Origin of the sequence: Mesorhizobium sophorae (assembly GCF_002270415.1) — a bacterium.
Classification (GTDB): Bacteria; Pseudomonadota; Alphaproteobacteria; order Rhizobiales; family Rhizobiaceae; genus Mesorhizobium; species Mesorhizobium sophorae.
The window spans coordinates 510,936-532,189 of the sequence record NZ_NNRI01000008.1; the positions used below are offsets into that span (position 1 = coordinate 510,936).

The following is a 21,254-nucleotide window of genomic DNA, read 5'->3' on the forward strand; positions in this document are numbered from 1 at the left end:
ATTGCATCTTGAGGTAAGATAATGGAAAGATTCTTAACGTCAAGATATATGATGGTGGGACAATTGGACAGGGCAGCAAGAGCGATCGAGCAATGGAAGCGAGAGCGGCCGGATCTGGATGTCTCGCCGATGGCGGTGCTCGGGCGGCTGAACGAGGCCTCCTCGCTGATCGCCCGCGAGCGCCTCGCTCCGCTCTTTGCCCGGTACGGGCTGCAGTCCGGGGAGTTCGACGTGCTGGCGACGATGCGCCGCTCGGGATCACCCTACGCGCTGACGCCGACCGCTCTCTATGAAGCGACGATGGTGACGTCGGGCGCCATGACCAACCGGCTCGACCGGCTCGAAACGTCCGGATTGATCCTGCGTGGGCCGCACCCCAACGATCGGCGCGGCATTGTCGTGCGGCTGACCGAAAAGGGTCTAGCGCTGATCAACGAGGCTGTCAGCGCCCACGTTGCCAACGAGCACGAGATTCTCGCGGGCTTGACGCCTGCGGAACGGGAAACGCTGTCTCGGCTGCTTGAGAAATTGATCGGCAGCGTGAGTTAGCAGCTCAGTGGCGGTCGTCCGGAAAAACCGGAATCGGCATGAACTCGACGCCGTCCTCGGCTAGGCTCTTGGCCTCGTCCAGTGTCGCCTCGCCATAGATGCCGCGTGCGTCGCTTTCGCCGAAATGGATCTTGCGTGCTTCCTCGGCAAACTTGTCGCCGACATAGTCGGCATTCTCGCGCACCTTCTCGGCCATCGCCTTGAGCTGCGCCAGGGCCTGCTTCTGCGCCTCGCCCATGGCGAGCGTTATCGTTTCCTGCTTGCGCGCCGTGGAGACGGCCGGCGCCATCAGGGCTTTCTGCACCTTGTGCGAACCGCAGGTCGGGCAATCGACGAAGCCGCGCTTCTTCTGGGTGTCGAAATCCTCGTTGCTACGAAACCAGCCCTCGAATTCGTGGTCGTGCTCGCAAATCAGGGCAAAGCGGATCAAGAGGCCGCACCCCTGAGACGTGGCGCCTCGCCCGCGCCGGCATTGACGGCGAAATCCCGCGCATTCTTGAGATTGGGGATCTTCTTGCGCGCCGCGGCCGACTGCGCCGGATCGATCTCGGCAACGATCACCGCCGGCTCGTCATGCGCGGCTTCGGCGATGATGCGGCCCCACGGGTCGACGATCAGCGAATGGCCATAGGTCTCGCGGCCGTCCTCGTGCAGGCCGCCTTGCGCCGCGGCAACGACATAGGCGCCGTTCTCGATGGCGCGTGCCCTGAGCAGCACATGCCAGTGCGCCTCGCCCGTCTGGCGGGTGAAGGCGGCGGGCACGGAAAACAGGTCGGCGCCGGCCAGCGCCTCGGCGCGGAACAATTGCGGAAAGCGCAGATCGTAGCAAACGGCGAACCCCAGTTTCGCGCCTGCGATCTCGGTCACGACAGCCTCGGTGCCCGGCTCGTAGGCGGCGGATTCGCGCCAGCTCTCGCCATTGTCGAGATCGACGTCGAACATGTGGATCTTGTCATAGGTGGCGAGCGCGGCGCCGTCCGGACCGAACAGCAGCGCCCGGTTGGCGAGCTTGCCGTCGGCGCGCAGGATGGCGGTCGAGCCGATATGCAGGAAGACGCCAAGCTCGCTCGCCAGTTTGCGCGCGGTCGCCACCACGATGTCCTTGTCCTCCGAGGTGAAGGAGGCGGCACGCGCCTCCTTGTCGCGGATCAGCGCCCCGGTCATTTCCGGCGTCTGGATGTAGGTCGCACCTTGGCCGGCGGCTTCACGCACCAGCCGTTCGAGATCGACAGCGTTGCGCTCGGGGCTCTCGCCTGAACGCATCTGGATCGCAGCGGCCTTGAAAACACCCATCGTCATATCCCCTCAAATCGTTGCGCCGTTGGCGAGCATTTTGTCGAGCCGGCCTTCGGCCTCCAGCTCGTGCAGGTCGTCGCAGCCGCCGACATGCGTATCGCCTATGAAAATCTGCGGAAAGGTCGCGCGGCCGTGAGCGCGGGAAATCATTTCCTGGCGCAGTTCGGGCGAGAAGGAGGCGTCGTGCTCGGTAAAGGCGACGCCCTTGCGCTCGAGCAGCCGCTTGGCTGCCGTGCAATAGCCGCACATCATGCGGGTGTAGATGGTGACATCGACCATGACGAATTTCCGCTGTTCGTTGCCGACTTATATAGTCGCGGACTCGTCCGCCCGAAAGTCCCCCGGCAACACACGCGCAAAGGTCAGCACGTCGACGGCACCGGCGCCACCTCTCTTCAGCGCCTTGGTTGCCGCACGAACGGTGGCGCCCGTGGTGTAGACGTCGTCGATCAACAGCACCCTGCGGCCGGCAATCTCGATTTCCGCCTCGGCGGGCACCCGAAAGGCGGCCCGCACATTTTCCTCACGTTCCTGCCTCTCCAGCCCTACCTGCTGGCGGGTGAGTTTGACGCGCCGCACCGCCGAAGGCGCGAAGGGCAATTGGCTGAGCACGGAGACCGCCCTCGCCAGCTCCGCCGACTGATTGAAGCGTCGCCTGAAAAAGCGCCGCCAGTGCAGCGGCACCGGCACCACCACATCCGCCTCGGCGATGAGGTCGGCGCCGGCGCGCACCATCCATCGCGCCATCCATGGCGCGAGATCCGTGCGATCCTGGTATTTCAGTCCTTGCACCATCTGGCGGGCGACGCCGGAATAGGCGACGGCGGCCCGCGCCCGCTCGAAGGGCGGCGGATCGGCGATCGCCTCGGCGGATAGAAAGCCCTCGCCCATATGGTGGGTGAACGGCGTGCCCATCACCGGGCACCATGGCCGTTCCAGCAGCCGCAACTTCGGCCAGCAGCCGCCACACAGGACGCCGGGTTGCGAGACATGCCGGCGGCAGCCGGCGCAGACCGGCGGAAACAAGATGCGCGCCGGCCAGCCGAGGGCCGATCGGGCCATGCTCTTGATCTCGATGGGCTTGATCTTGGGCATCGGATCGGCCACGTGGTTGGTCCTGCGCGCCACTATATGAACAATCTCAGAGCGTCGACAAACAAGGATTTGCCCGTTGCGGCCGATAATGGATATTTCGCTTTGGCTGGCGCACAAGCGGCGCGCGCTCGCCCATCCCGTTGACGGTGCCGATTTCCTCATGCGCCGCACGGCCGAGGACCTTGCCGATCGGCTGGCTGCCGTCGAGCGCCGGTTCGGCAAGGCTGCGGTGCTGTTTTGCCAGACGGCGGCGGCAGCCGAAATGCTCGCCCAGAGCGGCAAGGTCGCCGACATTGTCCGCGTCGAGACGGACGCGGCTTTCCTGAATGGCGGCGCCGGCTTGATTGCACCACTCGAAACCGTGCCGTTCGAACCGGAAAGCCTCGATCTGGCGGTCTCCCTTCTGTCGCTGCAGGCAATGAACGACATCCCTGGCATGCTGATCCAGATCCGCCGCGCGCTGCGGCCAGACGGGCTTTTCCTCGGCGCCTTTGCCGGCGCCGGCACGCTTTTCGAGTTGCGCGAAAGCCTGCTTGCGGCCGAGACCGAGCTCTATGGCGGCGCCAGCCCGCGTGTCATCCCGTTCACCGATGTGCGCGATGCCGGTGCGCTTCTGCAGCGCGCCGGTCTCGCTCTGCCGGTCGCCGATGTCGAGACGGTGACGGTGCGCTATGCCAGCCTGTTCGGCCTGATGGCGGATCTGCGGGCGATGGGCGAAACCAGTGCGCTCACCGATCGCAGCCGGCGGCCGGGCTCGCGCAAGCTGTTTGCCCGCGCGGCGGAAATCTACGCCGAACGCTTTTCGGACCCCGATGGCCGCGTGAGGGCAAGTTTCTCGATCGTCTGGATGTCCGGCTGGGCGCCCGACGCATCGCAGCAAAAGCCGCTGAAGCCCGGGTCGGCCAAGGTCTCGCTGAAGACAATACTGGAGGCTCCCGACGGGCAGTGAACCGGCCCGCAGGCGCGGACGGCTACCTCAGGGCCCGAGGGCGTTGACAAGCCTGCTGGTATTGTCGCTGAACAGCCAAGTGATTGCGTTGAAAACCTGGCCGATGCCGCCAATGATGGTCAACGACAGCACACCGATGATCAGGGCATATTCGACAGCCGTGGCGCCGGTCTCGTCCTTCAGAAAACGAAGCAGCACTGCATTCATGACCTAAACCCCTCTGGCCAGAACCTTACCGCCGATCTGTTAAGAAAGGTTAACGGCAAAGGCTTAACAGGCGGTGAAACCGCCGCCCTTGTCGAATCTCTTAACCATGTCAGCAGTCGCCGCTGCTTCTGCCATTGGACCTGATGATGCAGACCGAACTGGGCTCCGGCTGCAGCACGCTGCGGCGCACCGTATAGGTTTCGCGATGGCTGACCGAGCCGGTGGCCGTCATGTCGAGCCCGCTGGCAAAATCGTCGCGGGCCGACAGCGAGCGTGTCTGGCTGTCGAGGAAAGGCGCGGCGATCAGCGCCAGCGCCACCGCGGCCGAACCGAACAGAAGCGTGATGCGCAAGATGCCCATGCCCGCGTCGGCGGCGCGAAAGGCGCGCTCTGGCCGGATCGAGTCCCAATCCCTGTCCAGGTTCATTCTATCGCTCCCCAGCGAATCGGCGGCGCGGCCACGAAACGACCATGCTTCACTTTTTCACGGCGAGATAAATCTTCCATTAACGCTGACTGATACAGCGCTTCGACCCGGCAGGCGGGAGGGCATGCTAGAGGAGATCGATGAGGAACGGGATCAGCGGCGCATCGGCCGGCGGCATCGGATAGTCGCGCATCTGCTTTGGCCGCACCCATTTCAGCGCCTGCCCCTCCCTGGGCTGGGCGATGCCGCGGAAGCGGCGGCAGATGAACAGCGGCATCAACAGGTGGAAATCATCATAGGAATGACTGGCGAAGGTGAGCGGCGCCAGGCAAGGAATGTCGGTCTCGATGCCGATTTCCTCATGCAGTTCGCGGATGATGCATTGTTCCGGCGTCTCGCCGGGCTCGACCTTGCCACCGGGAAATTCCCACAGGCCGGCAAGTTGCTTGCCCTCGGGGCGCCGTGCCAGCAGCACCCGGCCATCGGCATCGACCAGCGCACAGGCGGCGACCAGCAGCAGGCGCTTGCCGGCGATCGTCACATCACTCATGCCCAATTTCACTCCTGAACAGGCGGCCGGCGATAGTGGTAGCGATAGACCTCGTCGAAGCCGAGCGAACGATAGAGCGCCAGCGCCGGCACGTTGCCAGCCTCGACCTGCAGCCAAGCTTCGCGGGCGCCACGCAGCCGCGCCCATTTCAGCGCCGACAGGATCAGGTTGCGGCCGTGGCCCTTGTTGCGCGCCGACTTGTCGGTGGCGATCTCGAACAGGCCGGCAAGATCGCCATCGTGCACGCAGATCAGCGTCGCCAGCGGCTCGGCTCCGTCTTCGAGCGCGAACAGCCCGGCCTCGGGCTGGATGGCGCCGATGATCTCCGACAGGCCGGGTCGCAGCGATACGTCCGAACCGCTGACCTTGAGCGACGCGCCGATGAAGCGGCTGATGTCCTTCAGCGGGATCTGGTCCATGGCGGCATCGAGTTGCGCGTCGGCCAGCGGCAGCCGCATCACCAGCGACTCGTCGAATCGGCTCCAGCCCTCGCGGTCGAGATGACTGGCGAGACTGGAACCCGACAGCGGCGACATGCGGAATGTCAGCGGCCTGCCATAGGCGTCGAAACGGCGGCTGGCACGGCCGATGCGGTCGGCGATATGCTGGGTGTCGCCCGGATCGAGAGGATTGACCGAATTCAGCCGCTTGGCCGGATGGCCGGCGGTCAGCCGCACCACCCAGGTACCGTCATAGTGGACGGCCGCTGCTGGCCAGGCGCGAAAGCCGGCCGCCTCGTAGCGGCGGACGATTGCGAGCATGCTTGCCGGATGCCTGGAAGCCAAAGCCATCAGCTCCGATAGTCGCCATTGATGGCGACATATTCCTTGGTGAGATCGCAGGTCCACACCGTCGCCTTGCCGCGGCCGATGCCGATGTCGGCGCGGATGCGGATGTCGTCGCGCCTCATATAGGCTGAGGTCGCTTCCTCCGAATAGCCGGGGTCGCGCTCGCCCTCATGCGCCAGCCGGTTGTCACCGAACCAGATCGACAGCCGGTCGCGGTCAGCGGGCTCGCCGGCCTTGCCGACCGCCATGACGACACGGCCCCAATTGGCGTCCTCGCCGGCGACCGCCGTCTTGACCAGCGGCGAATTGGCGATCGACAGCGCGATGCGCTTGGCCGACCGTGCCGATTTCGCGCCGGTGACCGTGACTTCGACCTGCTTGCGGGCGCCCTCGCCGTCGCGCACGACTTGCAGCGCCAGCGATTTCAGCACCTTGCCGAGCGCCCGACGAAACGCGCCAAGGCGCGCATCCTTGGCGTCGGTTATCTTCGGCGCGCCGCGCTTTGCGGCCTTGCCGGTGGCGAAGATCAGCAGCGTGTCGCTGGTCGAGGTGTCGCTGTCGACGGTGACCGCGTTGAAGGTCTTGGCCGTGCCGCGCGACAGCAGGTCCTGCAGCACAGGGGCGGCGATCGGCGCGTCGGTGGCGATGAAGGACAGCATCGTTGCCATGTCGGGCGCGATCATGCCGGCGCCCTTCGAGATGCCGTTGATGGTGACGTCGGTGTCGCCGAGCTTGACGGTTGCGGTCGCGACTTTCGGATAGGTATCCGTGGTCATGATCGCCTTTGCCGCTTCGGTCCACAAATCAGGTTTGCCGTTGCTGACCAGCCCGGCCAGCAGATGGCTGAACTTGCCGGTGTCGAGCGGCTCGCCGATGACGCCGGTCGAGGCCAGGAAAACCTCGCTGGCCTTGCAGCCGGCCGCCTTGGCCGCGGCTTCGCCCGTCAGTGCGGTGGACTCGCGGCCCTTCTTGCCGGTGAAGGCGTTGGCGTTGCCGGAATTGACGACCAGCACCCGCGCCTTGCCGGCGCCGAGATTCTGCCGGCAGAAATCGACTGGCGCCGAGGGGCACTTCGATTTCGTGAACACGCCGGCGACCGCGGTGCCTTCATCGAACACCATGGTCAGCAGGTCGGTCCGGTTCTTGTATTTTATCCCGGCCTCGGCGGTGGCGATGCGCACCCCCTCGATGGCCGGCATCTTGGGGTATTTCTTCGGCGCAAGCGGCGAAATCGTCGTGGACATGGGGACCTCGGGCGGGAAAATCGCAAGGGAAGGCCGGTTTGCCCGATACGACGCGCGGGCGCAAGGGCGTTTTCGCTTGTCGCCAGGGCCGGAAACCCGATCGGAATTAAGCCTGCATTTCAAATCCGTTGGCATCGTCGGGGCCGATGGCGTTATGATCTTCCCCATGGGCAGGCTTGCGATCCTCGCATGGGCGTTTCTGGGACTTTTGCTGCTGAGCGCCGATGCACAGCCGCAGCGGCGCGTGGCGCTCGTCATCGGCAACGGCACCTATGCCGAAGCCGGCACGCTGGCCAATCCGGTCAATGACGCGCTCGACATCGCCGACGAGCTGCGCTCCATCGGCTTCGAGGTCATCGAAGGCAATGATCTCGGCAAGCGCGAGCTGGAACGCAGCATCGGCGCGTTCTCCGATGCGCTCGAAGGCGCCGGCGCCGGGCTTTTCTACTATGCCGGCCACGGCTTGCAGGTCGAGGGGCGCAATTACATCGTGCCGGTCGACGCCAGGCTCGACATGCCGGTCAAGCTCCAACTCGAGGCCGTGCCGATCGACGAGGTCCTCGACATCATGGAACAGCAGACCAAGGTCAGCCTGGTGTTTCTCGATGCCTGCCGCAACAACCCGTTTGCCCGCAGCCTGAGCCGCACCGCCACCACCCGCTCGGCGACGGCGCTGGCCGGACTGGCGCAGTTCGATTCGACGCGCGGCTCGTTCATTGCCTTCTCGACAGCACCTGGTGCGGTTGCCATGGACGGAAGCGGCCGCAACTCGCCCTTCGCCGAGGCCTTGCTGCGGCACATCGCCGAGCCCGGCCAGAGCATCAACGACATGATGATCGCGGTGGGCCGCGACGTGGTGTCGCAAACGCGCGAGGCGCAGCGCCCCTGGGAACAGGGATCGCTGCTCGAGCGCTTCGAATTCGTCCCGGACGGACAACCCTCCCAACCGCAGAAGCCGGCCGCGGCTCCGGCCCCCTCGACGGAAGTTGCAGCACTTGAACGATCCGTTGGTGACGACAAGGGCTCGATCGAGAAATTCCTGCGCCGCGATTATCTGGCGCCGGACACCAAGGCGATGAGCGAGACCGTCAAGCGGCTCTACGGCCCCTCCGCGACCATTTTCGGCACGCGCTACGACGCCGACGCCATCACCAGGGTCAAGGCCGACTGGTTCGCGCAGTGGGCCTCCTGGTCGCTTGACCTGGAGCCCGGCAGCCTGGAGGTCACCCCGCATGGCGAGGATCGCGCCGAGGCCATCTTTGCGATGCGCTACGACTATCTGCCGAAGGACAAGTCGGCGGCACGCCTGACCGGCAAGGCGCGTGTCACGCTTGGCCTTGTGAAGGCAGACGGCGGCTGGCGCATCGAGTCCGAGACATCGCAAGCGATGCAGTAGGCATCTGCTTGCGGCCAATCCAGCGGTGTCGGCAGCTCTTGTGGCGATCGCGTTTCATATCGATAGGAATTTTTTCTTGACCCGGTGAGGGCAGCTATGCTATATATTTGTCGATAGTGCTGATTTGCGCCAGTGACCCGCCGCCCAGGCGGGTTTTTGCTTTTTGATGCTCCGTCAACCAACACGCCGGCGAAGGCTCCTATGGAACCCGTTAACCCGGGATCGTTGCCCCTGCCGCCGCCACTGCCTCTGGCAGCTTGAAAACGGGCCGTTCCGTTTGATGACCGGGTCGCGTATATTGCCGGCGAAATTGTTGGCGAGGACGACAGAAATGGGCGTAGACGTCGATCCGGCGCGCAAATCGATCGGCGCGCGGCGCAATCCCGACAGCGCCGACGCCATTCTCGAAGCCGCCGAGGCCGTGCTGGTCGAAGCCGGTTATGCCGGTTTCTCGATCGAGGCAGTGGCGCGGCGGGCTCGCGCCGGCAAGCCCACCATCTACCGCTGGTGGCCGAGCAAGGCCGCATTGCTGCTCGATGTCTACCAGCGCCAGAAACGCGTCGATGTTCCCGATACCGGGCGGTTGGAGGAGGATCTCGTCGGCTTCCTGAAAAACCTGTTCGCCCACTGGCGCGAGACATCGTCCGGCAGCGTGTTCCGGTCGCTGATCGCCGAGGCGCAGTCGGATGACGCGGCGTCCGCCGCACTTGCCGGCTACGCACTGGGCCGAACGTCGCATACCGGCCAGATAATCGAACGCGCCAAGACGAGGGGCGAAATCGGCGTCGACATCGATTCAGCGCTGGTCGCCGATCTGATCGCCTCTTTCGCCTGGAAGCATCTGTTGACCAACCGGCTCGACGAGGACCAAGCCAGTATCCGCAAGACGGTCAGCTACGTGATGCGAGGCATAGCAGCGCCTGGAAAGTGAAAATCGGCCGGCGCAGTCGACAAAAAGGGCCGCGGCAACCCTTGGCTGCCGCGGCCCTTTCAAAAAATTCAGGCTTACTTGGCGCTTTCCAGCGTATCGACCGCCTTCTTCAGCTTCTCGTCCGGGATCTCGACCTTGGCGCCGCCGCGCAGCGACTTGACCAGCGCAAAATACTTGTCGCGGATGACTGCCTGCCTGGCCTGGTCCTTGACGTCGTCGAATGCCGGCGGCTGCTTGGTGCGCTTGTCCTCGAGCTTGATGACGTGCCAGCCGAACTGCGACTGCACGGGCTGCTCGGTGTATTTGCCGACCTGGAGCGCGAAAGCCGCCTTGTCGAACTCCGGCACCATCTGGCCAGGTCCGAACCAGCCGAGGTCGCCACCACTGGTCTTGCCCGACGGATCGCTGGTGTGCTCGTTGGCGAGCTTCTGGAAGTCGGCGCCGCCGTCGAGCTGCTTGATGATGGCCTCGGCCTCTTCCTTCGTCTTCACGAGGATGTGACGGGCATGCACCTCGTTTGTGGGCGGTGTGTTGGCGATCTCCTGGTCGTAGCGGGCGCGAACCTCGGCGTCGGTGACCTTGTCGACGACGCCCTTCTCGACCATCTCGCCATGCAGCGCGCGCTGCTGCAGGAAGGCCATGCGGCGCTGGAAGTCGGGATCCTTGTCGAGGCCGGTGGTGACCGCCTGGGCGGCCATGACGCGGATTTCGATGGCCGCCGAGAGGGCCGCGGCGCGGCGCTGCTCGGGCGGCAGCTGGGCGAACTGCTGCGACAGCTCGCCTTCGGCAAGCACCAGGTCGGCTTCGGTCAAGGGCTGGCCGTTGATCGTGGCGATCACGGTGTTCGGATCGACCGGTGCCGCGGCAGGTGCTGCCGCATCCGCCGGGGCAGGTGCTGCTGCATCCGCCGGAGCGGGAGCGGTCTGCGCCATCAGCGGCGACAACGAAAGGGCCGACAAGCCGAAGGCCAGGCCAAGGCTGGCAAGCGACGCACGGCGGAACAACAAGGACATAAGATGACTCCGGTAAGGGATTATGAGGGCGGAAGGTTTCCAGATCAGCCGGATTGTGGCGGAATTTGGCGCGACCGGCAGGGCTAGCGCGGCGTTGACATCAGTTGAGCCCCCTCTTATCTGTCCAACGACTTTGCGTCCAGAACCGTTTTCCGGGCGCTTTTTGTGTTTGCCCGTATTCAAGCGGTGCGTTCACGTGGATTTGATGGGGCCAGCCGGCGTCCGTCTCAAGATTGAGAATTCTATCGAAAGGACCATTGGATGGTCAGTCTCGGCGGTCTCGCCCGTAAGGTTTTCGGTTCCTCCAACGACCGTCGGGTCAAATCGACCCGGCCCCGTGTCGAGGCGATCAACGCCATGGAAAACGAGATGCGGGCACTCTCCGACGAGGAGTTGGTTGGCCGCACCGCGAAATTCCGCCAGGACATCGCCAACGGCGCCACCCTCGATGACCTTTTGGTTCCCGCCTTTGCCACCGCCCGTGAGGCGGCGCGCCGCGTGCTCGGCATGCGCCCCTTCGACGTCCAGCTGATCGGCGGCATGGTGCTGCACAATGGCGGCATTGCCGAGATGCGCACCGGCGAGGGCAAGACCCTGGTCGCGACGCTGCCGGTCTACCTCAACGCGCTTGCCGGCAACGGCGTCCATGTCGTCACCGTCAACGACTATCTCGCCACCCGCGACTCCGAATGGATGGGCCGCGTTTATAAATTTCTCGGCCTCTCGGTCGGCGTCATCGTCCATGGCCTGTCCGACGAGGAGCGCCGCGTCGCTTACACCGCCGACGTCACCTATGCCACCAACAACGAACTCGGCTTCGACTATCTGCGCGACAACATGAAGTACGAGCGCGCCCAGATGGTGCAGCGCGGTCACAATTACGCGATCGTCGACGAAGTCGATTCCATCCTGGTCGACGAGGCCCGCACGCCGCTGATCATTTCCGGTCCGCTCGAGGACCGTTCGGAAATGTACAACACCATCGACACTTTCATCATCCAGCTGCAGCCGCAGGATTATGAGATCGACGAGAAGCAGAAGACCTCGATCTTCACCGAGGAAGGCACCGAGAAGCTGGAGAACATGCTGCGTGACGCCGGCCTGCTCAGGGGCGAGTCGCTCTACGACGTCGAGAACGTCGCCATCGTCCACCATGTCAACAATGCGCTGAAGGCGCACCGGCTGTTCCAGCGCGACAAGGACTATATCGTCCGCAACGACGAGATCGTCATCATCGACGAGTTCACCGGCCGAATGATGCCGGGCCGCCGCTATTCGGAAGGCCTGCACCAGGCGCTCGAAGCCAAGGAGCATGTGGCGATCCAGCCGGAGAACCAGACGCTCGCCTCCGTCACCTTCCAGAACTACTTCCGCCTCTACAAGAAGCTTTCCGGCATGACCGGCACGGCGCTGACCGAGGCCGAGGAGTTCGGCAACATCTACAATCTCGACGTCACCGAGATCCCGACCAACCTGCCGGTCGTCCGCAAGGACGAGGACGACGAGGTCTACCGGACGGTCGAAGAGAAGTACAAGGCGATCGTCAAGGAGATCCGCGAAGCCAGCGCCAAGGGCCAGCCGACGTTGGTCGGCACGACCTCCATTGAAAAATCCGAGCAGCTGGCCGAGCGCCTGCGCAAGGAAGGCTTCAAGGATTTCGAGGTGCTGAACGCCCGCCACCACGAGCGCGAGGCGGCGATCGTCGCCCAGGCCGGCAAGCCGGGCGCCATCACCATCGCCACCAACATGGCCGGCCGCGGCACCGACATCAAGCTCGGCGGCAATGCCGAGATGCGCATCGCCGACGAGCTGGGCGACATGCCGGCCGGGCCCGAGCGCGAGGCGCGGGAAAAGGAAATCAATGACGACGTCGAGCGCCTGAAGGAAAAGGCGCTGGCCGCCGGCGGCCTCTACGTGCTGGCCACCGAACGTCACGAATCGCGCCGCATCGACAACCAGCTCAGAGGTCGCTCCGGCCGCCAGGGCGACCCCGGCCGCTCGAAATTCTTCCTGTCGCTGCAGGATGATCTGATGCGCATCTTCGGTTCCGAGCGCATGGACGGCATGCTGCAGAAGCTCGGCCTCAAAGAAGACGAGGCGATCATCCATCCCTGGATCAACAAGGCGCTGGAAAAGGCGCAGAAGAAGGTCGAGGCGCGCAACTTCGACATCCGCAAGAACCTGCTGAAATACGACGACGTCTCCAACGACCAGCGCAAGGTGGTGTTCGAGCAGCGCATCGAACTGATGGACGGCGAAGGCCTCTCGGAAACCATTGCCGAGATGCGCGAGGGCGTCATCGACGAGATCGTCGCCAAGGCCATTCCCGAAAACGCCTATGCCGAGCAGTGGGATGTTGCCGGGCTGAAGGCCGAAGTCGCCGAATTCCTCAATCTCGACCTGCCGGTCGAGGACTGGGCCAAGGAAGAGGGCATCGCCGAGGACGACATCCGCGAGCGCATCGCGCAGGCCGCCGACGCCGCCGCCAAGGAGCGCTCCGAGCGCTTCGGCCCCGAGGTGATGAACTATGTCGAGCGCTCGGTGGTGCTGCAGACGCTCGACCATCTGTGGCGCGAGCACATCGTCAATCTCGACCACCTGCGTTCGGTCGTCGGCTTCCGCGGCTACGCCCAGCGCGATCCGCTGCAGGAGTACAAGGGCGAGGCATTCGAGCTGTTCCAGGCGATGCTGGGCAATCTGCGCCAGGCCGTCACCGCGCAGCTGATGCGCGTCGAGCTGGTGCGCCAGGCCGCCGAAGCACCGCCGCCCGAGGCGCCCGACATGTTCGGCATGCATATCGACGGCACCACCGGGGAGAATGATTTCGACGGCGGCGAGACCGCCCTCCTGGTCCGTCCGGAGACGACCGCAATTGTCGCTCCCGAGAACCGCGACCCGAACAACCAGGCGACCTGGGGCAAGGTCGGCCGCAACGAAGCCTGCCCCTGCGGCTCCGGCAAGAAGTACAAGCACTGCCACGGCGCATTCGCGTAAGGGAATGCTTCCCTTCTCCCCGTCACTATACGGGGAGAAGGTGCCGGCAGGCGGATGAGGGGCGGCGCTGACGTTCGCGATTGGTCCGATCTCCCCACCTGAGGGGGAGATGGCCGGCAGGCCAGAGGAGTACATTCTTCAATCCTTCCATGGCGACCCGCACTCGCCATGCCACCGGCGTGGAGAATGTGCGTGCTGCGCACCCCCTGCGCCTCCCGGCCCTTCGCTATGGCTCCCTGCCCTCCGGGCGTTCATCCCCTTTAAAAGGTCCACCGGACCTTTTAATCCGCCCGAAGGCGGACCGGGTCTTCACCGTTCGTCGCTCGAAAAGCCAAATCGTTGGCTTTTCGTCCGCTGCGCGGACCACTCCTCACCCAACCGTTTCTTAATGTGTCCTTGCTACACCGACGCCTGAAAAAGAGGCGGAAAACGGAGAGTAATCGGGGTGCGCTTTTCCGCGGCCACGACAGCCGGGCGGTTCTTGCCGCAGCGTTTGGCGCTGCGCATCGGGCCGTTGCTTGGCCGCATCGATGCCGTGCTGTTCACCGCCGACGAGCGCGGCGAAGCCGGCCGCATGTCGGTCATCGCTTTCTCCATCCGCATCATCAGCGCCGTCATCGCCTTCGTCAGCCAGGTGCTGATGGCGCGCTGGATGGGCTCGTTCGAATACGGCATCTTCGTCCTCGTCTGGGTGACGATGGTCATCGTTGGCAACCTCGCCTGCCTCGGCTTCCACACCTCGGTCATCCGCTTCATTCCCGAATACCGCGAGCGCGGCATGCTGGCCGAACTGCGCGGCATCGTGCTGGCCAGCCGGCTGTTCGTGCTGATCGCCTCCACGCTCATCGCCGGGCTCGGCGCGCTCGGCGTCTGGCTGGCCGCGCCATGGATCGAAAACTACTACGTGGTGCCGTTCATCCTCGGCGTCATCTGCCTGCCGATGATCGCCATGTCCGATTTACTGCAAGGCTTGGCGCGCGCCAATTCATGGGCGCTGTTTGCGCTGTCGCCGACCTATCTGGTACGCCCGGTGCTGATCCTGCTGTTCATGGCGCTGATGCTGGCCGCCGGTTATGCGCCCGACGCCAGGACCGCCATCTTCGCGTCGATCGCCGCCACCTATGTCACCACGCTCGGTCAGCTCATCGGCGTTACCCAGCGCATGGAAAGGCGGATCCCGGCCGGGCCGATGAAGGTCCATTTCGCGCAATGGTTCCTCGTTTCGCTGCCGATCTTCCTGGTTGAAAGCTTCTTCTTCCTGCTCACCAACGCCGACGTGCTGATGGTCGGCGCCTATATGGATCCCAACGACGTCGCCGTCTATTTCGCCACCGTCAAGACACTGGCGCTGGTGCATTTCGTCTATTTCGCCGTCAAGGCCGGCGTTGCCCAGCGCTACGCGCAATTCACCCATGGCGAGCCGCAAAAGCTCGCCGCCTTCGCCCGCGAGACCGTATCGTGGACGTTCTGGCCCTCGCTGCTGATGGCGATGCTGGTGCTGGCGCTGGGTGAGCCGATGCTGGTGCTGTTCGGCCCTGAATTCAGCAGTGGCTATCCGCTGCTGTTCCTGCTCGTTTTCGGCGTCGTGGCGCGGGCCGCCGTCGGTCCGTGCGAAAGCCTGCTGACGATGAGCGGCAACCAGAACATCTGCGCTGCCGTCTATGCCATGACGCTGGCCTTCAACATCGGCCTCAACGTGATGCTGATCCCGCATTTCGGCCTGTGGGGCGCGGCCATGGCCACCGCCTTTGCCATGATCTTCGAAGCCTGTGCGCTGTCCTTCACCGTATGGCGCAAGCTCGGCATCGTCATGCTTATCTTCGTGCCTGCGAAAGGAGCCGCGTGATGGCCGCCATCCCGTTGCTTGAGGAAACCAGCGGCGGCACGGCCGGCGCCATGGTGTCCGGCCTTGCCGGGCTGACCCGCGACCCCGACCCCGCCCATATCGAGATCCTCGCCAATAACCGGCCGGAGCGCAAACTCGCCATCTACCCGGCATCGGCCGGCTTCGACCTGGTCGAGGAACTGGATTACCTCTGCACCCGCACGGTCGAGCCGAACGTTTTCTTCAACCCGCGCTTCCTGGCGCCGGCCATGCCGCGGCTGGAGGATCGCGAGGTGCGGCTGGCGGTGATCCGCGACGGCGACGAATACCGCAACCGGCTGCGCCTTCTGGTGCCGTTCTCGGTGGAACGGCCTGGGATGCCGCTCGGCGTTCCGGTCATGCGCACATGGTCGAGCCCGTTCGGTCCGCTCGGCACGCCGCTGGTCGACCGCGACGACCCGGTCGGCGTCGTCGAGGATTTTTTCTCGATGCTGTCGCGCCCGCACCTGAAGCTGCCGAAAGTCTTCGTCCTGCCCGATATCCGGCTCGACGGCCCGGTGGCGAGCCTGTTTGCCACCGTGGCCGAGACGCGCGGCCTGATGCTGGTCACCACCGGCCAGACCAAGCGCCCCGCGCTGGAGAGCCAAGCCGACGGGGACGAGTATCTGAAGGCCTCGCTGCGCGCGCATCATTTTCGCGAGTTCCGCCGGCTGAAGCGGCGCCTCGGCGACCTCGGCAAACTGGAGCATGTCGTGGCGCGCGGCCCCGATGAGATCCGCCACGCCATCGAAAGTTTCCTGACGCTGGAAGCGGCCGGCTGGAAAGGTCGCGAACGCACCGCCATGGCGATCGACCGCTACCGCGCTGCCTTCGCCCGCGAGGCGGTGCACCGGCTGGCCGAACAGGACATGTGCCGCATCCATTCGCTGACGCTGGACGGCCGCACCATTGCCAGCCTGATCGTGTACGTCGAAGCCGGCGTCGCCTACACCTGGAAGACGGCTTATGACGAGACGCTGGCCGCCTATTCGCCCGGCACATTGCTGATGATCGAGGTGACCAGGCAGCATCTCGACGATCCCAACATCATGATGACCGATTCCTGCGCGATGCCCGACCATCCGGTGATGAGCCGGCTATGGACCGAGCGCAAGCCGATGGGCACGCTGGTGATCGGCCTGACGCCCGACGCCGACCGCCTCACCCGCCAGGCCGCCTCGCAGCTGCATCTCTACCGCGAGACCCGCAACATGGCCCGCCTGCTGCGCATCCGGATGAAGAGCTTGCTGGGACGGCGGTAGACCCGAGCTTGGTGGTAACCGATGCCCAGGCTTCCCAGGTGGCCAGGCGACTAGAATAGGCCTGTTCGGAAACGGTCCCCTGGGAACAGGCGCAGCGGCCGCTCCGGCTCATCCACGACCGCCGGGATCGCCCGTGCGGCCGCCGAGGGATCACCCGGTTTCTGGCCTTCATCCCGTCGCGCCGCCGGGCATATTCGGGCATCGGCACGGCCGGGGTTGGCCGAAGAGCCGCGCCAGTCAAGGGCGTACCTTGCTTACGCCAGGAGATGTAACAGTAACGTACTTACCTGGTGTCATCGCCAGTCGCAGGGTGACATATGTCGGGCCGCTAAAGACTGGCTTGGGTTAGGCGTGCCCAAGGGAGCGAGCAATGGCCAAACAGCAGCAAGAACACGAAACCGATAGCAGCACCTTCAGCCGACGGAGCGTCCTGCTTGGAGGCACCGCGCTTGCGGCGGCAGCCGCCGCCCTCACATCGCGGCCGTCGACCCAGCCCGCGCAGGCGGCGGGTGGCAAGCCGAACATCCTCGTCATCTTTGGCGACGATATCGGCTTTTGGAACATCAGCGCCTACAACAGAGGCATGATGGGCTACCGCACGCCCAACATCGACCGCATCGCCAATGAGGGCGCAATCTTTACCGACCTCTACGCCCAGCAGTCCTGCACCGCGGGACGCGCGGCGTTCATCACCGGGCAGAGTTGCTTCCGCACCGGCTTGCTCAAGGTCGGTCTGCCGGCCGCCCCGGAAGGACTGTCGGGGAAGGACCCGACGCTCGCCGAGTTGCTCAAGCCGCAGGGCTACGCCACCGGCCAGTTCGGCAAGAACCACGTCGGCGACCGCAACGAGTTCTTGCCCACCGTCCACGGCTTCGACGAGTTCTTCGGCAATCTCTACCACCTCAATGCCGAGGAAGAGCCGGAGAATGTGGACTATCCGAAATCGCCAGAGTTCCGCGCGAAATTCGGCCCGCGCGGCGTGCTCAAATGCACCGCCACTGACACGGATGATCCCACTGAAGATTCCCGCTTCGGCCGGGTCGGCAAGCAGAAAATCGAGGACACGGGCCCGCTCACCAAAAAGCGCATGGAAACGGTCGATGAGGAATTCCTGGGCGCGGCCAAGGACTTCATCGATCGGCAGCACAAGGCCAGCAAGCCGTTCTTCTGCTGGTTCAACACGACCCGCATGCATATTAACACCCATCTCAAGCCCGACTCGGAAGGCAGGACCGGCTTGGGACTGGAGGCTGACGGCATGGTCGAACTCGACGGCTATATCGGCCAGCTTCTCAAGCAGCTGGACGATCTGGGTATTGCCGACAACACCATCGTGCTGTGGACCACCGACAACGGCGCCGAAGTTTTCTCATGGCCCGATGGCGGCACGACGCCGTTTCATGGCGAGAAAAACACCAGTTGGGAGGGCGGCTACCGCGTTCCCGGCATGATCCGCTGGCCAGGGGTCGTCAAGCCTGGCACAGAGATCAACGACATCGTCTCGCACGAGGATTGGGTTCCGACGCTGGTGGCGGCAGCCGGCGAGCCGGACGTCAAGGAGAAGCTCCTGACCGGTTACGAGGCTGCGGGCAAGACCTTCAAGGTCCACCTCGACGGTTACGACCAGCACGATCTGCTGGCCGGTACCGGCCCCGACCCTCGCAAGGAGTTCTTCTACTGGACCGACGACGGAAACCTCGCCGCCCTCCGCTATGACCGTTGGAAGATCCTTTTCCTGGAGCAGCGGGCGGAGGGCTTCGACGTGTGGCAGGAACCGTTCGTAGCCTTGCGGGTGCCCAAGATCTTCGACCTGCGAGCCGATCCGTTTGAACGCGCCCAGCATGAAGGGGCCGAATATATCAGGTGGCGCTTCGATCGGACGTATCTGCTCATGCCGGCGCAGGCCTTCGTAGGCCAGTACATTCAAAGCTTTGTCGCGTTCCCGCCGCGGCAGAAGCCGGGCAGCTTCTCGCTTGACCAGGTGCTGGCAAAACTCCAGGAAGCCGGCGGCGCTGGCAAGAACTGAAGCCAGCTGACGAAAGCTTTCAACGGGCCGCGCCGGTTCAACCGGCGTAGGCTCCGTTCGCGACTTGACGCATCATCTTTCACTCCTCTCCCCGATATGATGAGGCCGTCGCGTATTCCCCGCCACGTCCCGCTTCGGAGGTAAGGCAACGTGTGGTCGCCAATGGCTTTCTACCGCCAATAGGCGTAATTGCGCAGTTGCTAATATACCCATAAATTAATCAGTGCGGCAGTAACAAACCCACCGGAGTGGCCGGTACGCTGCATGACTTTGGCAATTGGCATTGGAGATCTGGTGGGGGTCACGGCCACTGTGCGCAGGCGGATTGACGATGAGCGCGTCAGCGTGTCGGTCCCGAACTATGATTGCCCGCAATCGATCCGAAGCTATGATTTTGCGCATTCGATCCGCACCGAGGTGCAGCGGGGGGATCAGATCGAGCTTGTTGGCGAGGTCACCCGGATCGATGGCGAGACGGTGACAATCGACCTGGGGCCGCTGGTGACGGTCGAAATCGATATGGTCAGGCTCATCGAGAGATACCGGCCAAAGCAGCGCAGGACGCCACTCTGAGGCCCTTTCTTTCTAAGAATTCCTCAATCGATCCGCAACCCCAGCATCGTGATGCACGATGGACCCGATTCTGCTTCGACCTCGTACGCACGGTTATGGGTTTGAGCGATCCTTCGCCAAAGCGTTGAAAAGCAACGCGCACGCCACCAGCGATACGAGCCCGCCTAACAGGTCGTCCCCCGTCAGGCCGAAAAGATAGACCGTCTCAAACGCCAACGCTGCCACTGCTGTTCACCCAGGTGCGAATTGATCAGCCTTCCTGTCCATCACCAGGGCTACACCGCGAGCCGCAGCTATCTTTGCGACAAGAGCCTCTAGATCGGCATCCGATCGCATCGATCCGGTTTTCTGTCGGAGTCGGGAAACCGCCAGTGTGACAGAAAGGGGAACCTTCCCCTTCGCCTCGCTCACAATTTCGTCGGCCGCCGCAACGTTACAGAGCTCTGGTGCAACTTTGATCCTCATGGCCAGCCACCTCCATACAAAGGTCGCGCGCCATAAACTCTCGAAGCCAATCCAAGTTCCAACCAAACCGAGCCGGCTGGTGTCGCGCCTCGGAGCGGCAGCGGGCCAGTCATGGATGCTGGGGATCAAAACCAGCATAGGGCAACGAGCGGCTGCGCGGTTGGTTGCGGACCAATCATTTTGGTAGTGGGTCAGTTTGAAATTTGACCGGATGCAATATGCATTCAAGCATGTCAGCACATCATTCGCGGAACGTCAGAACCTGACAATGCGGATGCATATGCGCCGCTTCACGCGTCTGACAAACGTCTTTTCCAAGAAGGTTGATCCAAGAAGGTTGAAGCTGATGCAAACGCGGTGGCTTTGCACTATTGTTGCGCTGGTGGAAGCGGAACAGGCGAAGATTGACCGCAAGCGTGTTACAAGAAGCACGTTGCCGCCTAAACATTCGGGGGAAGCCAATGCAAATCACGGAAATATATGCTGACGAAGTTAGCGAGACGCACTTGCGCAATGTTTCGGTGAATCTTGCGGCACGCGACTTTGCCCCTCCATCTGCCCCCATAGGCGCGTCACCCGAAACGCCGATGACGACCGGTGTATTTCTTGAATTGCCGCCCGGATGGGACCCGCAATACCATGCAACGCCGCGCAGGCAATTGGTGGTGTTGCTCCAAGGTCACCTCAAAATCACGACCACCGACGGAACTTCAGCCGACTTCCGGCGGGGCGATGTTCTCTTGCTCAATGACAAAGACAGCAAGGGCCACCGGTCGCTAGTCCAAGGTCAAGAGGCGGTTGGCCTGCTTCTCGTTGGCATCGCAGACTGATTCACATCGACAAATTTCAGACTGACCCACTATCCTCATTTTAGAGAAATTGAATATTCGAATAAACGGCCTATAATTTGCCAGCCGGCAAACCCACCCCTCTTTGCCGGTAAGGCCCGGCGGTCAAACCCCGAGCCACCGCTATGGCCGCCGGACCGCTGAAAACGGTCGGCAACGCTACGACGTTGTGCCGGGGTGAGGCAGGCACGAATCGATGGCGGCGCCCAGCCAAGGGAGGTCATTCGCATGCACACGGCAGCACTCCAGCTTCGATCGCTCCGAGAAGCTTTATTGCCAATGATGGGGTTTACCGCCTGGCACGAAAGCGTCAGCGAAGAAGGCACGCCCATTTGGACACGTTACATCGCGAAAACGGACTCATGGGAGGTCCGTCCGATGACGCCTGAAGAGGAAGCCAAGGCTTTCTGGTGGTATTGTCCACCATTTATTTGAACCCCGTCCGAGGCGCCGCAGCCACTGTCTGGCCTCAAAGCCCGCGCCACGGAGGGACCGCTGGCGCGGGCCGGCCGATGTGCCCACCAGCCTGCGACGGAGCCAAGCAGCGGCGTCCGAAGCATGAACTCAACAATTCAAGCCCGCTAATGTTCCAGCCTCTTTTGTCGGCACGCATACCGGCCCGGTATTCCCTCACAGTCGCGGCGCTGGTCTCGTGCCTGATCTGTGTCGCAGGGTCCAGAACCAAGCCGTCGAGGAGGATGGTCACGCGGTCGTCAATCTGTACGCGCTCCCGTGGCGCGCGTAGTGATCCGCGTGGGACCGACAGAACCGAGTGTC

General features: G+C 63.7%; 22 protein-coding genes and 1 pseudogene. 12 read left to right on the forward strand and 11 right to left on the reverse strand.

The window, feature by feature from the left end:
- Nucleotides 1–63 precede the first annotated feature (63 nt).
- Nucleotides 64–549 carry a MarR family winged helix-turn-helix transcriptional regulator gene (locus CGZ66_RS14680; RefSeq protein ID WP_095085014.1) on the forward strand — a complete coding sequence of 162 codons (486 nt, stop codon included), beginning with the start codon at nucleotides 64–66 and terminating at the stop codon, nucleotides 547–549.
- Nucleotides 550–553: 4 nt separating this feature from the next.
- Here CGZ66_RS14680 and CGZ66_RS14685 read toward each other — a convergent pair whose 3' ends face one another.
- The 4 genes from CGZ66_RS14685 to CGZ66_RS14700 are packed head-to-tail and all read right to left on the reverse strand — an operon-like array spanning nucleotide 554 to nucleotide 2,952.
- Nucleotides 554–979: a DUF1178 family protein gene (locus tag CGZ66_RS14685; protein WP_095084826.1), complete on the reverse strand. Its 426-nt coding sequence runs from the start codon at nucleotides 977–979 to the stop codon at nucleotides 554–556.
- Nucleotides 976–1,842, reverse strand: a complete 867-nt coding sequence (locus tag CGZ66_RS14690; protein ID WP_095084827.1) for a carbon-nitrogen hydrolase family protein — start codon at nucleotides 1,840–1,842, stop codon at nucleotides 976–978. The genes CGZ66_RS14685 and CGZ66_RS14690 overlap by 4 nt, the downstream gene beginning before the upstream one ends.
- Nucleotides 1,843–1,854: 12 nt before the next feature.
- Nucleotides 1,855–2,124, reverse strand: coding sequence for a glutaredoxin 3 (gene grxC / locus CGZ66_RS14695; RefSeq protein ID WP_095084828.1), 270 nt, complete (start codon nucleotides 2,122–2,124; stop codon nucleotides 1,855–1,857).
- A gap of 27 nt (nucleotides 2,125–2,151) precedes the next feature.
- Entirely contained in the window at nucleotides 2,152–2,952 is an 801-nt protein-coding gene (locus tag CGZ66_RS14700) for a ComF family protein (RefSeq protein WP_095085015.1), read from the reverse strand.
- A 64-nt stretch (nucleotides 2,953–3,016) separates the two neighbouring features.
- On the opposite strand from CGZ66_RS14700, the gene CGZ66_RS14705 reads away from it, so the two are divergent.
- Nucleotides 3,017–3,889: a methyltransferase domain-containing protein gene (locus CGZ66_RS14705; RefSeq protein WP_095084829.1), complete on the forward strand. Its 873-nt coding sequence runs from the start codon at nucleotides 3,017–3,019 to the stop codon at nucleotides 3,887–3,889.
- 27 nt (nucleotides 3,890–3,916) lie between these two features.
- On the opposite strand, the gene CGZ66_RS14710 is transcribed toward CGZ66_RS14705, so the two are convergent.
- The 5 genes from CGZ66_RS14710 to argJ all read right to left on the reverse strand — a co-directional run bounded on the left by CGZ66_RS14710 (nucleotide 3,917) and on the right by argJ (nucleotide 7,105).
- Nucleotides 3,917–4,096 carry a Flp family type IVb pilin gene (locus tag CGZ66_RS14710; RefSeq protein WP_095084830.1) on the reverse strand — a complete coding sequence of 60 codons (180 nt, stop codon included), beginning with the start codon at nucleotides 4,094–4,096 and terminating at the stop codon, nucleotides 3,917–3,919.
- A gap of 109 nt (nucleotides 4,097–4,205) precedes the next feature.
- Nucleotides 4,206–4,523 (reverse strand): hypothetical protein, encoded by a 318-nt coding sequence (locus CGZ66_RS14715; RefSeq protein ID WP_095084831.1) that lies wholly within the window; start codon nucleotides 4,521–4,523, stop codon nucleotides 4,206–4,208.
- A 127-nt stretch (nucleotides 4,524–4,650) separates the two neighbouring features.
- Nucleotides 4,651–5,073, reverse strand: coding sequence for an 8-oxo-dGTP diphosphatase MutT (mutT, locus tag CGZ66_RS14720; RefSeq protein WP_095084832.1), 423 nt, complete (start codon nucleotides 5,071–5,073; stop codon nucleotides 4,651–4,653).
- A gap of 8 nt (nucleotides 5,074–5,081) precedes the next feature.
- Nucleotides 5,082–5,834, reverse strand: a complete 753-nt coding sequence (locus CGZ66_RS14725; protein ID WP_095084833.1) for a GNAT family N-acetyltransferase — start codon at nucleotides 5,832–5,834, stop codon at nucleotides 5,082–5,084.
- A 29-nt stretch (nucleotides 5,835–5,863) separates the two neighbouring features.
- On the reverse strand, nucleotides 5,864–7,105 hold the full coding sequence (gene argJ, locus CGZ66_RS14730) for a bifunctional glutamate N-acetyltransferase/amino-acid acetyltransferase ArgJ (RefSeq protein WP_095084834.1): 1,242 nt from the start codon (nucleotides 7,103–7,105) through the stop codon (nucleotides 5,864–5,866).
- Between the two features lie 166 nt (nucleotides 7,106–7,271).
- On the opposite strand from argJ, the gene CGZ66_RS14735 reads away from it, so the two are divergent.
- The gene (locus tag CGZ66_RS14735; protein ID WP_095085016.1) at nucleotides 7,272–8,501 is read left to right on the forward strand and encodes a caspase family protein; all 1,230 of its coding nucleotides are present in this window, start codon (nucleotides 7,272–7,274) and stop codon (nucleotides 8,499–8,501) included.
- A 331-nt stretch (nucleotides 8,502–8,832) separates the two neighbouring features.
- Nucleotides 8,833–9,432, forward strand: a complete 600-nt coding sequence (locus CGZ66_RS14740; RefSeq protein WP_095084835.1) for a TetR/AcrR family transcriptional regulator — start codon at nucleotides 8,833–8,835, stop codon at nucleotides 9,430–9,432.
- 74 nt (nucleotides 9,433–9,506) lie between these two features.
- Here the strand turns inward: CGZ66_RS14740 and CGZ66_RS14745 are convergent, their stop codons facing one another.
- Nucleotides 9,507–10,445 (reverse strand): peptidylprolyl isomerase, encoded by a 939-nt coding sequence (locus CGZ66_RS14745; RefSeq protein WP_095084836.1) that lies wholly within the window; start codon nucleotides 10,443–10,445, stop codon nucleotides 9,507–9,509.
- Between the two features lie 261 nt (nucleotides 10,446–10,706).
- On the opposite strand from CGZ66_RS14745, the gene secA reads away from it, so the two are divergent.
- From secA to CGZ66_RS14770, 5 genes are all read left to right on the forward strand, one after another.
- Nucleotides 10,707–13,439: a preprotein translocase subunit SecA gene (gene secA / locus CGZ66_RS14750; protein WP_095084837.1), complete on the forward strand. Its 2,733-nt coding sequence runs from the start codon at nucleotides 10,707–10,709 to the stop codon at nucleotides 13,437–13,439.
- 445 nt (nucleotides 13,440–13,884) lie between these two features.
- The gene (locus tag CGZ66_RS14755; RefSeq protein WP_095084838.1) at nucleotides 13,885–15,285 is read left to right on the forward strand and encodes an oligosaccharide flippase family protein; all 1,401 of its coding nucleotides are present in this window, start codon (nucleotides 13,885–13,887) and stop codon (nucleotides 15,283–15,285) included.
- On the forward strand, nucleotides 15,285–16,565 hold the full coding sequence (locus CGZ66_RS14760) for a GNAT family N-acetyltransferase (RefSeq protein WP_095084839.1): 1,281 nt from the start codon (nucleotides 15,285–15,287) through the stop codon (nucleotides 16,563–16,565). Before CGZ66_RS14755 ends, CGZ66_RS14760 begins: the two co-directional genes overlap by 1 nt.
- Nucleotides 16,566–16,935: 370 nt before the next feature.
- Nucleotides 16,936–18,591: an arylsulfatase gene (locus CGZ66_RS14765; RefSeq protein ID WP_095084840.1), complete on the forward strand. Its 1,656-nt coding sequence runs from the start codon at nucleotides 16,936–16,938 to the stop codon at nucleotides 18,589–18,591.
- Nucleotides 18,592–18,885: 294 nt separating this feature from the next.
- Nucleotides 18,886–19,164, forward strand: coding sequence for a KOW domain-containing RNA-binding protein (locus tag CGZ66_RS14770; RefSeq protein ID WP_245331098.1), 279 nt, complete (start codon nucleotides 18,886–18,888; stop codon nucleotides 19,162–19,164).
- A gap of 231 nt (nucleotides 19,165–19,395) precedes the next feature.
- Here the strand turns inward: CGZ66_RS14770 and CGZ66_RS39120 are convergent, their stop codons facing one another.
- Complete coding sequence (locus tag CGZ66_RS39120) at nucleotides 19,396–19,629, reverse strand: hypothetical protein (RefSeq protein ID WP_143748740.1); 234 nt, start codon at nucleotides 19,627–19,629, stop codon at nucleotides 19,396–19,398.
- A 232-nt stretch (nucleotides 19,630–19,861) separates the two neighbouring features.
- Between CGZ66_RS39120 and CGZ66_RS14780 the strand changes: the two are divergent.
- The 3 genes and pseudogenes from CGZ66_RS14780 to CGZ66_RS39125 all read left to right on the forward strand — a co-directional run.
- Nucleotides 19,862–19,966 (forward strand): annotated as a pseudogene (locus CGZ66_RS14780) (IS1 family transposase); the annotation flags it as partial.
- A gap of 124 nt (nucleotides 19,967–20,090) precedes the next feature.
- Nucleotides 20,091–20,459 carry a cupin domain-containing protein gene (locus tag CGZ66_RS14785; RefSeq protein ID WP_143748742.1) on the forward strand — a complete coding sequence of 123 codons (369 nt, stop codon included), beginning with the start codon at nucleotides 20,091–20,093 and terminating at the stop codon, nucleotides 20,457–20,459.
- 246 nt (nucleotides 20,460–20,705) lie between these two features.
- Nucleotides 20,706–20,912 (forward strand): hypothetical protein, encoded by a 207-nt coding sequence (locus CGZ66_RS39125; protein WP_143748743.1) that lies wholly within the window; start codon nucleotides 20,706–20,708, stop codon nucleotides 20,910–20,912.
- Nucleotides 20,913–21,254 lie beyond the last annotated feature (342 nt).

Bases quoted from the DNA above. Each gene is read 5' to 3' on its own strand.
- CGZ66_RS14690 (WP_095084827.1), bottom strand. From the start codon at position 1,842: ATGGGTGTTTTCAAGGCCGCTGCGATCCAGATGCGTTCAGGCGAGAGC.
- grxC (WP_095084828.1), bottom strand. From the start codon at position 2,124: ATGGTCGATGTCACCATCTACACCCGCATGATGTGCGGCTATTGCACG.
- CGZ66_RS14710 (WP_095084830.1), bottom strand. From the start codon at position 4,096: ATGAATGCAGTGCTGCTTCGTTTTCTGAAGGACGAGACCGGCGCCACG.
- CGZ66_RS14715 (WP_095084831.1), bottom strand. From the start codon at position 4,523: ATGAACCTGGACAGGGATTGGGACTCGATCCGGCCAGAGCGCGCCTTT.
- mutT (WP_095084832.1), bottom strand. From the start codon at position 5,073: ATGAGTGATGTGACGATCGCCGGCAAGCGCCTGCTGCTGGTCGCCGCC.
- CGZ66_RS14725 (WP_095084833.1), bottom strand. From the start codon at position 5,834: ATGCTCGCAATCGTCCGCCGCTACGAGGCGGCCGGCTTTCGCGCCTGG.
- argJ (WP_095084834.1), bottom strand. From the start codon at position 7,105: ATGTCCACGACGATTTCGCCGCTTGCGCCGAAGAAATACCCCAAGATG.
- CGZ66_RS14735 (WP_095085016.1), top strand. From the start codon at position 7,272: ATGGGCAGGCTTGCGATCCTCGCATGGGCGTTTCTGGGACTTTTGCTG.
- CGZ66_RS14740 (WP_095084835.1), top strand. From the start codon at position 8,833: ATGGGCGTAGACGTCGATCCGGCGCGCAAATCGATCGGCGCGCGGCGC.
- CGZ66_RS14745 (WP_095084836.1), bottom strand. From the start codon at position 10,445: ATGTCCTTGTTGTTCCGCCGTGCGTCGCTTGCCAGCCTTGGCCTGGCC.
- secA (WP_095084837.1), top strand. From the start codon at position 10,707: ATGGTCAGTCTCGGCGGTCTCGCCCGTAAGGTTTTCGGTTCCTCCAAC.
- CGZ66_RS14760 (WP_095084839.1), top strand. From the start codon at position 15,285: ATGGCCGCCATCCCGTTGCTTGAGGAAACCAGCGGCGGCACGGCCGGC.
- CGZ66_RS14765 (WP_095084840.1), top strand. From the start codon at position 16,936: ATGGCCAAACAGCAGCAAGAACACGAAACCGATAGCAGCACCTTCAGC.
- CGZ66_RS39120 (WP_143748740.1), bottom strand. From the start codon at position 19,629: ATGAGGATCAAAGTTGCACCAGAGCTCTGTAACGTTGCGGCGGCCGAC.
- CGZ66_RS14785 (WP_143748742.1), top strand. From the start codon at position 20,091: ATGCAAATCACGGAAATATATGCTGACGAAGTTAGCGAGACGCACTTG.
- CGZ66_RS39125 (WP_143748743.1), top strand. From the start codon at position 20,706: ATGCACACGGCAGCACTCCAGCTTCGATCGCTCCGAGAAGCTTTATTG.